Origin of the sequence: Mesorhizobium sp. M1273 (genome assembly GCF_040318195.1) — a bacterium.
Classification (GTDB): domain Bacteria; phylum Pseudomonadota; class Alphaproteobacteria; order Rhizobiales; family Rhizobiaceae; genus Mesorhizobium.
In genome coordinates, this window is record NZ_JAMYLV010000013.1 from 44,783 (window position 1) to 56,906 (window position 12,124).

At 63.8% G+C, this 12,124-nt stretch carries 15 protein-coding genes; 9 read left to right on the forward strand and 6 right to left on the reverse strand.

Annotated elements, in window-relative coordinates; all coding sequences use genetic code 11:
• Positions 1-197 precede the first annotated feature (197 nt).
• Entirely contained in the window at positions 198-626 is a 429-nt protein-coding gene (locus tag NKH30_RS15920; protein WP_023718183.1) for a DUF6481 family protein, read from the forward strand.
• 82 nt (positions 627-708) lie between these two features.
• On the opposite strand, the gene NKH30_RS15925 is transcribed toward NKH30_RS15920, so the two are convergent.
• Together NKH30_RS15925 and NKH30_RS15930 are read right to left on the reverse strand one after the other, a co-directional pair.
• Positions 709-984, reverse strand: a complete 276-nt coding sequence (locus NKH30_RS15925; protein ID WP_352996109.1) for a DMT family transporter — start codon at positions 982-984, stop codon at positions 709-711.
• A gap of 153 nt (positions 985-1,137) precedes the next feature.
• Positions 1,138-1,263 carry a hypothetical protein gene (locus NKH30_RS15930; protein ID WP_013528464.1) on the reverse strand — a complete coding sequence of 42 codons (126 nt, stop codon included), beginning with the start codon at positions 1,261-1,263 and terminating at the stop codon, positions 1,138-1,140.
• Positions 1,264-1,478: 215 nt separating this feature from the next.
• Between NKH30_RS15930 and NKH30_RS15935 the strand changes: the two genes are divergently transcribed.
• The 3 genes from NKH30_RS15935 to NKH30_RS15945 all read left to right on the forward strand — a co-directional run bounded on the left by NKH30_RS15935 (position 1,479) and on the right by NKH30_RS15945 (position 3,844).
• The gene (locus NKH30_RS15935; RefSeq protein WP_352501143.1) at positions 1,479-2,288 is read left to right on the forward strand and encodes a transglutaminase-like domain-containing protein; all 810 of its coding nucleotides are present in this window, start codon (positions 1,479-1,481) and stop codon (positions 2,286-2,288) included.
• A 121-nt stretch (positions 2,289-2,409) separates the two neighbouring features.
• Complete coding sequence (locus NKH30_RS15940) at positions 2,410-3,372, forward strand: cation diffusion facilitator family transporter (protein WP_352970182.1); 963 nt, start codon at positions 2,410-2,412, stop codon at positions 3,370-3,372.
• 67 nt (positions 3,373-3,439) lie between these two features.
• Positions 3,440-3,844, forward strand: coding sequence for a GFA family protein (locus tag NKH30_RS15945; protein WP_352970180.1), 405 nt, complete (start codon positions 3,440-3,442; stop codon positions 3,842-3,844).
• Positions 3,845-3,883: 39 nt separating this feature from the next.
• Here the strand turns inward: NKH30_RS15945 and NKH30_RS15950 are convergent, their stop codons facing one another.
• Entirely contained in the window at positions 3,884-5,146 is a 1,263-nt protein-coding gene (locus tag NKH30_RS15950) for a DNA recombination protein RmuC (RefSeq protein WP_352996112.1), read from the reverse strand.
• Between the two features lie 103 nt (positions 5,147-5,249).
• On the opposite strand from NKH30_RS15950, the gene def reads away from it, so the two are divergent.
• The 4 genes from def to truA are packed head-to-tail and all read left to right on the forward strand — an operon-like array spanning position 5,250 to position 8,006.
• Positions 5,250-5,780, forward strand: a complete 531-nt coding sequence (gene def, locus NKH30_RS15955) for a peptide deformylase (RefSeq protein WP_352455964.1) — start codon at positions 5,250-5,252, stop codon at positions 5,778-5,780.
• A 16-nt stretch (positions 5,781-5,796) separates the two neighbouring features.
• Entirely contained in the window at positions 5,797-6,726 is a 930-nt protein-coding gene (gene fmt / locus NKH30_RS15960; RefSeq protein WP_352996190.1) for a methionyl-tRNA formyltransferase, read from the forward strand.
• Positions 6,723-7,232, forward strand: coding sequence for a GNAT family N-acetyltransferase (locus NKH30_RS15965; protein ID WP_352769478.1), 510 nt, complete (start codon positions 6,723-6,725; stop codon positions 7,230-7,232). The genes fmt and NKH30_RS15965 overlap by 4 nt, the downstream gene beginning before the upstream one ends.
• An 18-nt stretch (positions 7,233-7,250) precedes the next feature.
• Positions 7,251-8,006: a tRNA pseudouridine(38-40) synthase TruA gene (gene truA / locus NKH30_RS15970; RefSeq protein WP_352996115.1), complete on the forward strand. Its 756-nt coding sequence runs from the start codon at positions 7,251-7,253 to the stop codon at positions 8,004-8,006.
• On the opposite strand, the gene NKH30_RS15975 is transcribed toward truA, so the two are convergent.
• Positions 7,988-8,596, reverse strand: coding sequence for a transporter (locus NKH30_RS15975; RefSeq protein ID WP_352455970.1), 609 nt, complete (start codon positions 8,594-8,596; stop codon positions 7,988-7,990). The genes truA and NKH30_RS15975 overlap by 19 nt on opposite strands.
• 2 nt (positions 8,597-8,598) lie before the next feature.
• The gene (gene dapE / locus NKH30_RS15980) at positions 8,599-9,798 is read right to left on the reverse strand and encodes a succinyl-diaminopimelate desuccinylase (protein WP_352996117.1); all 1,200 of its coding nucleotides are present in this window, start codon (positions 9,796-9,798) and stop codon (positions 8,599-8,601) included.
• A gap of 130 nt (positions 9,799-9,928) precedes the next feature.
• Here dapE and NKH30_RS15985 point away from each other — a divergent pair, with 130 nt between their 5' ends.
• Positions 9,929-10,960, forward strand: a complete 1,032-nt coding sequence (locus tag NKH30_RS15985) for a 2-dehydropantoate 2-reductase (RefSeq protein WP_352539948.1) — start codon at positions 9,929-9,931, stop codon at positions 10,958-10,960.
• On the opposite strand, the gene NKH30_RS15990 is transcribed toward NKH30_RS15985, so the two are convergent.
• Entirely contained in the window at positions 10,950-12,050 is a 1,101-nt protein-coding gene (locus NKH30_RS15990; protein ID WP_352996119.1) for a diguanylate cyclase domain-containing protein, read from the reverse strand. The genes NKH30_RS15985 and NKH30_RS15990 overlap by 11 nt on opposite strands.
• Between the last annotated feature and the right edge of the window lie 74 nt (positions 12,051-12,124).

Genomic DNA, 12,124 nt, shown 5'->3' on the forward strand with positions numbered 1-12,124 from the left:
GGCGGTAGCGATCAGTCCGCCGCCCCGCCAGATGCCTGGATGGTGAACAGTGCGGGTGCTTTCGGCCGAATTCAATCGAAATGGCGTCTCCCGGCTGCAACAGATCAGAATTTCATGGCTGGCATACCGTTTTGGCGCTTGAACTCTCGGTTTTCACGCGTATGTAAGCCTCGCAAATTGACTTCAGGGAAGTGGACTTGGCTATCTATAGGGAAAAAGACGTTTTCGAGCGGCGCAATGCCGCAAACGAGGCAAAGAAGGCGCTTCTGGAGCGCTTCAAGGCAAAGCCGGCGGCAGATGATCCAGCGGTGCTGGCACGACAGGCCGAGCGCAAGGCAATCCTCGAGGCCCGCGCTATACGCGAGGCCGAAAAGGCCAGGCTGAAGCAGGAAAAGCTGGCGCGCGAAGCGGCCGAAAAGGCCGAGCGCGAGGCAGCTGCCGAAGCGGCACGCATCGCTGCGGAAGAAGCCGCACAGGCCGAAGCGAAGATCCGGGAAGCTGAAGAGAACGAGCGCATCGCCCGTTTTCTTGCCGACGAGGCCGAACGCAAGGCCAAGCGTGATGCGCGCTATGCCGCGCGCAAGCAGCGCACCGGCAGGACGCCGCCCGGCTTCTCCGCGCGATAGCGCTTTCCGGCGCTAATCAGCCGAATTCAAGAATCAGGGCCGCCTTGCAGCGGCCCCGCACGCGTTGGTCTGTCGGAATCGGCTAAGCCGCGAGCTTCAGTCCCATGATGCCGCAGACGATTGGCGCGATGCAGGCCAGCCTGATCGCCGTCGCTGGGTCGCCGAGCAGCCATATCCCCAACAGCGCCGTGCCGACCGGCAACGCGTTCAGCGCCAGGCCGAGCAAGGTCAGGCTGACGATCATCGAGGCTACCGTCAGGACGGTTGGCAGCGGCTTCGAGAATCCGTCGGTGTATTTGAGGCCGATCGCCCAGCCGATCTCGAACAGGCCGGCGAGGAACAGGAAAACCGACGACATCGGAACGCTCCGTTTCGATGGCTTTCGGCCGATTTCTTGAAAAGCGCAAAAATTGCCTTCGCCGCATCCAAGGGGATGCGCGTGAGCTTAATGAACAATCATACCGGCCGCGTTTGCGGCCGGTCGAAATAAGCCGAAACGGTAGCTGCGGCTCTACTTGTCCTTCAGCTTCATCGCCTTCACCGGCGGTGCCTTCAGGGCCGGCGCCGGAGCCGGTTTCTTCGCGTCCTTCTTCGGCTTGCGGGCCTCCTTGCCTGCCTTCATCGCACCCTTAGCCATGATTCGTTCCTCCAGTTGATATCTGGCGAAGTGAAACAAGAGAAAACGTTCGACTGCAAGAGGCCGCTGCCGTGCAGTCGCCTGGCCGATGGGCTGTCAACCGGTTTCTAATTCCCTCGTAAACCGCAGCGGTCCGTGCCATGGTCTTCTTCGCACTGCAGCATCAGCCCTCGCGTTTCGCCGGCTGATGATCAGGCAGGCCGGTCAGGACGACAATGCGGATCCACATCGGTTGCCAGATGAGCTTCGACTTCCCGCAGGAAACACCGCTGATCGCGATGCTAAATGTCCATTATTCGCGCGCATCCGATCTTGAGCGGCCGGACTTCCTGACGTCGAACCCGCCGGTGCCGATCGAGAGCTACCGCGACAGTTTCGGCAATTGGTGCAACCGTTTCGTTGCGCCGGCCGGGCGCTTTGCGTTCGGCACGGACGCGGTGATCCGCGACCCCGGCTCCTTCGAGACGCGCGAGCTGACGGCGTGGCAGCACGAGGTGCGCGATCTGCCGTCGGAGACGCTGCTGTTCCTGCTGCCCAGCCGCTATTGCGAGAGCGACGTGCTGTCGAATGAAGCGTGGCGACTGTTCGGCAGCACCCCGCTCGGCATTCCGCGCGTCCAGGCGGTCTGCGACTTCGTCCATAACCACATCGTCTTCAACTATTTCAATGCACGGCCGACGCGCACCGCCGCCGAGGCCTATCGCGAGCAGAGTGGTGTATGCCGCGACTTTGCTCATCTCGCTGTCGCCTTCTGCCGCGCCCTGAACATTCCGACCCGCTACTGCACCGGCTATATCAGTGATATCGGCCTGCCAAAGCCGTGGTCGGACATGGATTTCGCCGCCTGGATGGAAGTCTATCTCGGCGGCCGCTGGCACGCGTTCGACCCGCGCAACAACGCGCCGCGCATCGGCCGCATCCTGATTGCCTCCGGACGCGATGCCGCCGATGTGCCGCTGACCCACATTTTCGGGCCGGGCGCGCTGGCTGGCTTCAAGGTCTGGACGGACGAGGTCGTCGAATAGCCCGCGCCGCCCTTTTGAACAACTGACCTTGTGAACAACTGGGCGCTTCAGGCGTTGTGAGAGCTGTGGAGCGTGGGCGGACGCTCCGCCAATCTCGGGGCATCAACCAGGGCAGCACACCATGGCGGCGCATGGCGGGTCGAAAAAAGTGATCTATGCGGCGCTCGCCGGAAATCTTGCGATCGCACTGACCAAATTCGCCGCTGCCTTGTTCACGGGCAGCTCGGCAATGCTCTCGGAAGGCGTCCACTCGCTCGTCGATACCGGCAATGGCAGCCTGCTGCTTTACGGCATGCACCGTGCCGCGCGCCCGGCCGACCGCACGCATCCGCTCGGCCATGGCCGCGAGCTGTACTTCTGGAGCTTCATCGTCGCGCTCCTTGTCTTTGCACTGGGCGCCGGCATATCGTTCTACGAAGGCGTGATGCACATCATGGCGCCGGAGCCGATCGCCAACGCCAAGGTGAACTACGCTGTCCTTGGCCTTTCCTTCCTCTTCGAAGGCACCTCTTGGCTGGTGGCGCTGAAGGAATTCCGCCACCAAAAAGGCAGCCACGGCTGGCTTGAGGCGGTGCAGCTCAGCAAGGATCCGAGTGTCTACACCGTACTCTTCGAGGACAGCGCGGCACTTCTCGGCCTCGTTGTCGCCTTCGCCGGCATATTGGCGGCGGAATTGCTGGACATGCCGAAGCTCGACGGCGCCGCGTCGATCGGCATCGCGCTCATCCTGGGCGCGACCGCGATCTTCCTGGCACGCGAAAGCAAGAGCCTGCTGCTCGGCGAGCCGGCCTCGCCCGAGGTGCAAACAGAGGTGCTGGCCGTCATCCAGCAGGACCCGGCGGTGCAACGGGCAAATGGCGTGCTGACGCTGCATATGGGTCCGCAGGAGATCGTCGCCGCTTTGAGCATCGAGTTCGAGGATCATTTGTCGGCGCCGGAGATAGAGACCTGTGTCGAGCGCCTCGAGACGCGGCTGAAGGCGGAGATGCCGGAGGTGACGCGGCTCTTCGTCAAGCCGCAGACCACCGGCACCTGGGAACGCCGGAGCAAGGCCCTGGCGGCGTCCGGAGGGGAACCGGCCTGAGGAAAATGGCTGCGCCATCGGGCAGTCCCGGTTATGATTGCAGGCAAAAGCTCCAGGAGGAACGAAGATGAAAATCGACGGCGCGTGTCATTGTGGCGCTATCACTTACGAGGCCGAAGTCGATCCGGAAAAGACCACCATTTGTCACTGCATCGATTGTCAGAAGCTAACCGGAACGGCCTTTCGCGTCACCGTGCCGGCGTCCGAGGACAATTACAGGATCACCAATGGCGCGCCGAAGATCTACATCAAGACCGGTTCGAGCGGCGCCAAGCGTGCCCAGGCATTTTGCGGTGAGTGCGGCTCGCATCTCTACGCCACGTCGGCGGGCGAGGGACCGAAGGTTTACGGTATCAGGGTCGGCACGGCACGGCAGCGCGAGCAACTGGTGCCAAGAAAGCAGATCTGGCACCGCTCGGCGCTGCATTGGCTGCCGGAATTCGAAGGCACAACCATCATCGAGGAGCAGTAGCGCCAGACCGGGGCGAAGCCTCCGGTTCCGGCGCAGCTCTCAATCGTCGCCTTCGACGACCCTTAGCCTCAACTGCCCGGTTTTCGAATCGGCGACGCGCGGGCTGCTTTCCGCTTTTGCTCCGCTGCCATTCGAACCAGCGGTGTCCTCCGCCGGCTGCACGCCAAACTCCAGCGCCTCGATCTTTTGTCCGCGCCTGGTCACCTTCGATGTCGAGACCAGGATGTCCTCGATGTCCTTGGCCGATTGGCCGAAATGCGTCTGCAATTTGCGCACCCGCTCGTCTAGCCGGGAGACGTCTTCCATCAGCCGGATAACCTCGCCCTGGATCAGGTGTGCCTGTTCGCGCATGCGCGCATCCTTGAGGATCGCCTGGATGACCTGGATCGACAGCATCAAAAGCGATGGCGAGACGATGACGATCCGTGAGCGATGCGCCTTCTGGACAACGGCCTCGAAATTCTCGTGGATTTCGGCGAACACCGATTCCGAAGGCACGAACATGAAGGCGGTGTCCTGCGTCTCGCCCTGGATCAGGTATTTTTCGGAAATATCGCGGACATGCACCTCGATGTCGCGGCGGAAAGCCTGTGCGGCGGTCTTCTGCAGTTCGGCGCCTTCGGCGGCCCGGATGGCATTCCAGGCCTCGAGCGGAAACTTTGCATCGATGGCAAGCGACGGTGCGCCGTTCGGCATCTTCACCAGGCAGTCGGGCCGGCTGCCATTCGACAAGGTCGCCTGGAATTCATAGGCGCCGTGCGGCAATCCGTCGGCGACGATGGCTTCCATACGCGACTGGCCGAAGGCGCCGCGCGTCTGCTTGTTGGAAAGGATCGCCTGCAATTGCACGACCTGGCCGGCCAGCGACTGGATGTTGCCTTGCGCGATATCGATGACCGCCAGCCGTTCCTGCAGCTTGGCGAGGCTCTCATGCGTCGATCTCGTCTGCTCGGTCATGGTCTGGCCCAGGCGGCCGGTCATGGCATCGAGGCGCTGGCCGATCGACTGTGTCAGTTCCGCCTGGCGCGCCCCGAACACTTCGGCGATGGCGCCCATGCGGCCCTGCATTTCCGCTTGGGATTGCAGAATGCCGGCCATGCGCGCCTCGGCGTCGCGGGCATGGTCGGCGGCTTCCGCGGCCGCTGCCGCACGCGCCTTGGCCGATCGCCACAGCGCAACGACCAACGCCACGAACAGACCGAGGAACAGCATTGCACCGAAACCCAGGGCATGGCCGAGGGTCAGCGTGGTGGCGCCGAGGCGGGCGACAGGTTCGGACAGGATGGTGGTCAGTTCGTTCATGCCGACAGCATAGATGATTCGGAACGTCGGCACAGATCAAAACGTGAACGGCCCGGAGGCGCCCCGGTTGACGCTTTTCCTGCGAGGTCTTAGGTGAGACGCCATGTCGATCAAGCCGCTTATCATCCTCCCCGATCCCGTCCTGCGCCAGGTTTCAAAACCGGTCGAGCGTGTCGATGGCGATCTGCGCAAACTGGCCGGCGACATGCTGGACACCATGTATGACGCGCCCGGCATCGGCCTCGCAGCGATCCAGGTCGGCGAACCCTTGCGCATGCTGGTGATCGACCTCGCCAAGGAGGACGAGACGCCGGCGCCGCACGTCTTCATCAATCCCGAAATCCTTGAAAGCTCCGACCAGCGGTCGGTCTATGAGGAAGGCTGCCTGTCGATCCCCGATTACTATGCCGAGGTCGAGCGTCCGGCGGCGGTGCGGGTGAAATATCTCGATCGCGACGGCAAGCTGCAGGAGATCGAGGCCGAGGGGCTGATGGCGACCTGCCTGCAGCATGAAATCGACCACCTCAACGGCGTGCTGTTCATCGATTACATCTCCAAGCTGAAGCGCGACATGGTGGTCAAGAAATTCAAGAAGCTCGCCAGGGACAAGGCGCCGGGCAAGATGGTGGGGTAGGCGTCGACGAATGCCCCTGCGTGTCATCTTCATGGGTACGCCCGAATTCTCCGTGCCGACGCTGCGGGCGATTGCCGGGGCCGGGCACGAGTTGGCAGCCGTCTACGCGCAGCCGCCGCGCGCCGGCGGCCGGCGCGGGCTCGAACTGACGCCGTCGCCGGTGCAGCGCGAGGCGGAGCGGCTTGGCATCGAGGTGCGGTCGCCGGTGTCGCTGAAGGGCGAGGCGGAGCAGGAGGCGTTCCGCGCCTTAGGTGCCGACGTCGCCGTGGTCGTCGCCTACGGGCTGCTCCTCCCCAAACCCATTCTCGAGGCGCCGCGGCTCGGTTGCCTCAACGGCCACGCATCGCTGCTGCCGCGCTGGCGCGGCGCTGCCCCTATCCAGCGCGCCATCATGGCCGGCGATACCGAAACGGGCATGATGGTGATGCGGATGGAGGAAGGCCTCGACACCGGCCCAGTGGCAATGGTTGAAAAATGCGCCATTGGACCCGACATGACGGCCGGCGATCTGCACGATCGGCTGATGGTCTTGGGTGCTTCGCTGATAGTGCAAGCGCTCGAACGGCTGGAGCGGAATACGCTGACATTTACCACACAGGCGGAGGTGGGGGTGACCTACGCCAAGAAAATCGATAAATCGGAGACTCGCATAGACTGGCTGCGACCTGCCGGCGACGTGCACAACCAGATTCGCGGCCTGTCGCCCTTTCCCGGTGCATGGTGCGAGGCCGAAATCGGCGGCCGCGTGGAACGGCTGAAACTGCTTCGCTCGACGCTCTCGCAAGGCGCCGGCGAACCGGGAGGAATTCTCGATGACCGGCTGACGGTCGCCTGCGGGTCAGGCGCGATCAGGCCGGTCGAAGTTCAACGTGCGGGCGCAAGGCCCATTGCCGCGCAGGAGTTTCTGCGCGGGGCCAAGCTCGAAAAAGGAATGAAATTGTCATGAGCATGATGTCCATACGCGCGGCGACGCCGCGGGACCGCGAGGCGATCCGCCTTGTCGAAGAACACGCATTCGGCCAGCAGGCGGAGGCCGGACTGGTCGACGCGCTGGTCACCGGCGGTGATGCCGTCGTCGAACTGGTGGCGGACGAAGACGGGCAAGTGGTCGGCCATATCCTGTTTTCACGGCTTTTCGTGCAGAATGGCGGCAAGAGCTTCCCGGCGGTGGCTTTGGCTCCTTTGGCGGTCGAGCCGTCGTTCCACGGCACCGGCATCGGCGGTGCGCTGGTCCGCGAGGCGCATATCCGCCTGAAGGCTGCTGGCGAGACGCTCGCCGTGGTGCTCGGCGATCCCGCTTACTATGGACGTTTCGGTTACAGCCGCGCCCGTGCAGCGAAGTTCGAGAGCGAGTACCAAAGCGAAGCCCTGCAGGCGCTTGCCTGGGACGAGGCGCCGGAGACCGGCAGGCTGGTCTACGCCTCGGCCTTCGGCTCAGCCCTCGCCGCCTGATTTCGCCTCGATCCGGGAATGCCGCGTTTTCGCCTCGACATCGAATATGACGGCAGTCTCTTCGCCGGCTGGCAGCGCCAGGCCAACCAGCCTTCGGTGCAGCAGGCGATCGAGCGGGCGATCGAGAAGTTCTGTGGCGAGCAGGTTTCGCTGCGCGCCGCCGGCCGCACCGATGCCGGCGTCCATGCGACCGCTCAGGTGGCGCATGTCGATCTGATCAAAGCATGGCCCGGCGACAAGGTGCGCGACGCCGTCAACGCGCATCTGCAAGCGGCCAAGGCGCGCATCGCCATCCTGAAGGCCGCCGTCGTGCCGGATGGCTTCGATGCGCGTTTCTCGGCGATCGGCCGCCATTACCTCTACCGCATCGTCAACCGCCGCGCGCCGGCGGCGCTCGATAAGGGCAAGATCTGGTGGGTACCAAAGCAGCTCGATGCCGGTGCCATGCACGAGGCGGCAAAGGTGCTGGTTGGCCGGCATGATTTCACCACCTTCCGCTCGACCCAGTGCCAAGCCACCAGCCCGGTCCGCACGCTCGACCGGCTGGATGTCAGCCGGGCGGGCGATTTCATTGAGGTCCGCGCTTCGGCGCGGTCATTCCTGCACAACCAGGTGCGCTCGATGGTCGGCTCGCTCAAACGTGTCGGCGAAGGCGGCTGGACTGTTGCCGACCTCAAGGCGGCGCTTGAGGCGCGCGACCGTGCGGCCTGCGGTCAGGTGGCGCCGCCCGACGGGCTGTTTCTCGTCGGCGTCGATTATCCGACGCCTGGCTGATCCGGAACGCTGATCCCGAGCAGCGCCTGCAGGCCGAACAGGACGATCAGCGACGCCACGAACATGCCGGCAAAAACGGCGCTGCCGGTGGCCGCACCCCTGCCGATCGCAACGTTGGTCATCCGCCAGGTCAAGACCATCGACAGCGCGAACAACAGCAGCGACACGAGTCCGGAGACTTCGTTGGCCGACGTCAGGAAGAGCCGGATCAACGCCGATGGCAGCATCATCCACGCGATGATCGCCGAGGCCCAATTGCTGGCCACGACATAATGGACGAATCGGCCGCCGACGCCGACCCGCGGCGCCACCAGGGCGAGGCCTATGAGCGGCAGCACCCAGGCGCCGATATCGACGGTTGCCAGGCGGATCAACATGCTGAAACGGCCGACGAATGCGTTGGGATCGCCGATTTCGTTGGCAATACCGACCCAGCCGACGATCAGTGCCGGCGCCGCGACGACGATGGCAAAAAAGGAGTTCCAGAAACCGTCCGCCGAAAGGTCGAGCAGGCGAAATCCGTCGGCTTTGCCGAGCATCAGCCGCCAGGCACCGGCAAGCGAAGCGTAGGTTTCATCCGCTGAAAGCATCACTAGGATATGTCCTGCGCAAACCAGTCTTCAACGAAGCGCAGATAAATCTGCGTCAGCGTCTCGAGGTCGGCAATCGCCACGCGTTCGTCGACCATGTGCATGGTCTTGCCGACCAGTCCGAATTCGACCACCGGACAATAATCCTTGATGAAGCGGGCATCGGAGGTGCCGCCGGAGGTGGAGAGCGCCGGCTTCCTGCCGGTCACCGCCTTGATCGAGCCGCCAAGCGTCTCGATCAACCTGTCGTCGCGTGTCAGGAAAATGTGGCTCGGTCCGTCGCGCCAGACGATCTCGTAGTCGACCGGCGTCTTCTTGCCGGCGCGGTATTTCTTGCGTTTCGCCGCCCGGTCGAGGCGGTTGTGGATCTCGGCCTGGATCGTCTCGGCGGTCCATGTGTCGTTGAAGCGAATATTGAAGGTAGCCGCCGCCTTCGCCGGGATGACGTTGGTGGCAGGGTTGCCAACGTCGATGGAGGTGACCTCAAGATTGGTCGGCTGGAAATCCCTTGTTCCGTTGTCGAAGACGGGGTGAAGCAAGGCGTCGACCAGCGTCACAAGGCCGCGCACCGGGTTGTCGGCTAGCTGCGGATAGGCGGCGTGGCCCTGGCGGCCGTTGACGACGACCGTGCCGGAGAGCGAGCCGCGCCGGCCGATCTTGATCATATCGCCGAGCGCATCGGGATTGGTCGGCTCGCCGACGATCGCAGCATGCCATTTCTCGCCCTTGGCAGCCGCCCATTCGAGCAGTTTCGTCGTGCCGTTGATCGCCGGCCCTTCCTCGTCGCCGGTGATCAGCAGCGAGACCGACCCCTTCGGGCCGCCCTTCTGCGCGATATGTCGCGCTACCGCCGCGACGAAACAAGCAATGCCGCCCTTCATGTCGACGGCGCCGCGGCCGAACATCTCGCCATTGGCGATCTCGGCGCCAAAGGGTGGGTGCGTCCAGGCTGTTTCATCGCCCACCGGCACCACATCGGTATGGCCGGCAAACATCAGATGCGGGCCGTTGCCGGAACGCCGCGCGTAAAGGTTCTCTATGTCAGGTGTGCCGGATTCGGAAAACACCGGGCGCTCGACGGCAAAGCCGAGCGGCTTCAACATTTCTTCCAGCGCGCTCAGCGCACCGCCTTCGGCGGGCGTCACGGAAGCGCAGCGGATGAGAGCAGCCAGATTTCTGGTCGGATCGGTAGGCAGCGTCATGGGCAAAAGCGATAGTCGAAAGCGCAAGGCCTGTCACGGCCAGACATAAGGGCCAGCCATGCCGCCGACATTATGGTTTTCATGCCGTATAAGTTGCGGCAAGGCCTCTCAACCAGGACAGGGCCATCGCATGATCACGCATGGCAGGACGATCGTAATCGCCGGTGCCGGCAGTATCGGGTGCTACGCCGGCGGCTGCCTGATACTTGCCGGGCGAAAGGTGGTTCTGCTGGCGCGGCCTCGCATCGAGAAGGCGCTGCAAAAAGGTGGATTGCGCATCACCGACCGTGATGGCCGCGACCGATCCGTCAAGCCGGAGGCATTGTCGGTCACCGCCGATCCGGCCGCGGCATTCCCCGGTGCCGATGTCATCCTGCTAACGGTCAAGAGCGGCGCGACGCAAGACATGGCCGGGCTTATTGCGGCCCATGCCCGACCGGATGCGGTGGTACTCAGTCTGCAGAACGGCGTCGACAATGCCGATAAGTTGCGAGCCCATCTCACCGCCCGGCGGGTGCTCGCGGGCATGGTGCCGTTCAACGTGGTCCAATCACCGGAGGGCGAATTGCCGCTTCGCCTGCACCGCGCCAGCGGCGGCAAGGTGATGATCGAACAGGGCGCGACAGGCCTTGACGAACTGCTCGACGTCGAGGGCTTTGCCGTCGCCACACATGGTGACATCGAAGCGGTGCTATGGGGCAAGCTGCTGCTCAACCTCAACAACGCGCTGGTGGCGCTTTCCGGCCTGCCGCTGGCGGCAGAGCTTGCCGATCGCCGCTGGCGGCTGATCCTGGCCGGCCAGATCGACGAAGCATTGGCGGCAATGATGGCGACAGGCATCGAACCCGCTCGCATCGCCGGCCTGCGTCCCGCGCTGCTGCCGAAAGTGCTTCGCCTGCCCGACTGGCTGTTCAAGTTCTTGGCGCGTCGGATGCTTGCCATCGATCCGGCCGCGCGTTCGTCGATGTGGGATGACCTTCAGCGCCGCCGGCCCTCGGAGATCGGCGAACTGCAAGGCGCGGCCTTGCGTTTGGCCGAAAAGGCCGGCACGCCGGCGCCGTTGCTGAAGCGCGTGACGGCATTGGTGCGCGCGGTCGAGCAGGAAAGAGGCGGATCGCCCTGCCTGTCGCCGGAAGCCGTTGTCGCGTCCGTCAGATCGTAGCCCGCACAGGCGCCCAGTAACGGCCCTTGCCGGTGCGCTTGGCTTCGTACAGCGCATGGTCGGAACAGGTGAGCAGGATTTCCGGATCGCCGCCGTCGGCGGGTGCGAAGGCGCTGCCGACGCTCAAGCCGACATGGATGGCGGAACCGACCCCGAGGTCGAAAGGCACCGAGACCTTTTCGATGGCCCGCTTTGCCAGGTAGGTGGCCTCGATCTCCGAGGTTGCGGGCAAAAGGATGACAAATTCATCGCCGCCAATGCGGAAGACCACGTCCCCCGGACGGAAGCCCCGCTTCAATCGTTCGGCCACCTTGCGCAGCAGCACGTCGCCGACGGCGTGGCCAAAACGGTCGTTGACGTGTTTGAAACCGTCGAGATCCATGCTGAGCACTGCAAACGGCTTGCCGCCATTAGCGGCCGGCGCCGCAAGGTCGCGGCACATGTCGCGCAATTTCTCCTGCAGGAAGATGCGGTTTGGCAGGCCGGTCAGCGCGTCCTTGATGGCCAGGTCGCGATTGTCCAGTTCGGCGCGGATCATGCGGGCATTGATTGCGTGGTTCTGAAGCAGCACGATGATGACGCCGACCACATAGAACGGCGTTTGAATTCCGACGATCGGCATTCCGGGCGCCGCAGAAAACAATGCACCGACCACGTAAGGCAGGCTTACGGCCAACATGACGAATATGGCGAAGCGCGGGGTCGCCGCATTGCGTGACGACACCACGCCGACGACGCCTGCGACATTCAAGGCGGCAAGTACGGAAAGCGCCATATTCCCGCTGGCAACACAGCCATAGCAGCCGAGGCCGAAAACGACCGACCAGACGCCGCTGGCTGCCATCAGGCCCGCCAGCGGCCCTTTCGAGCCGCGCCTGCGGGCCTGCTCGCATTCCCGCATCAGCAGAACGCGGACGGTGAAAAGCATCAGGTCGGCGGCAATCCAGGCGTAGGGCCACCAATCCCGGGTGGCAAGAGCGGCGCTGACTGCAACCAACAGAACGCTGATGGTGCCGAACAGGACTGCGAATTTGCGGTCGAAGGTGGTGTCGAGAAGCCGGGCGCGGACAGCTTCCGGTTCCAATTTCATCGGCGAAGAGAACCAGGCAAAGAGGCGAGCGGCGGCGCTCCACGTTTTGCGCGGCTCCTTGGTGATCAGGGATA

Bases quoted from the DNA above. Each gene is read 5' to 3' on its own strand.
- NKH30_RS15940 (WP_352970182.1), top strand. From the start codon at position 2,410: ATGGCGGCGCATGGCGGGTCGAAAAAAGTGATCTATGCGGCGCTCGCC.
- NKH30_RS15975 (WP_352455970.1), bottom strand. From the start codon at position 8,596: ATGCTTTCAGCGGATGAAACCTACGCTTCGCTTGCCGGTGCCTGGCGG.
- NKH30_RS15935 (WP_352501143.1), top strand. From the start codon at position 1,479: ATGCGGATCCACATCGGTTGCCAGATGAGCTTCGACTTCCCGCAGGAA.
- NKH30_RS15950 (WP_352996112.1), bottom strand. From the start codon at position 5,146: ATGAACGAACTGACCACCATCCTGTCCGAACCTGTCGCCCGCCTCGGC.
- NKH30_RS15925 (WP_352996109.1), bottom strand. From the start codon at position 984: ATGTCGTCGGTTTTCCTGTTCCTCGCCGGCCTGTTCGAGATCGGCTGG.
- def (WP_352455964.1), top strand. From the start codon at position 5,250: ATGTCGATCAAGCCGCTTATCATCCTCCCCGATCCCGTCCTGCGCCAG.
- NKH30_RS15990 (WP_352996119.1), bottom strand. From the start codon at position 12,050: ATGAAATTGGAACCGGAAGCTGTCCGCGCCCGGCTTCTCGACACCACC.
- truA (WP_352996115.1), top strand. From the start codon at position 7,251: ATGCCGCGTTTTCGCCTCGACATCGAATATGACGGCAGTCTCTTCGCC.
- dapE (WP_352996117.1), bottom strand. From the start codon at position 9,798: ATGACGCTGCCTACCGATCCGACCAGAAATCTGGCTGCTCTCATCCGC.
- NKH30_RS15945 (WP_352970180.1), top strand. From the start codon at position 3,440: ATGAAAATCGACGGCGCGTGTCATTGTGGCGCTATCACTTACGAGGCC.
- NKH30_RS15930 (WP_013528464.1), bottom strand. From the start codon at position 1,263: ATGGCTAAGGGTGCGATGAAGGCAGGCAAGGAGGCCCGCAAGCCGAAG.
- NKH30_RS15965 (WP_352769478.1), top strand. From the start codon at position 6,723: ATGAGCATGATGTCCATACGCGCGGCGACGCCGCGGGACCGCGAGGCG.
- NKH30_RS15985 (WP_352539948.1), top strand. From the start codon at position 9,929: ATGATCACGCATGGCAGGACGATCGTAATCGCCGGTGCCGGCAGTATC.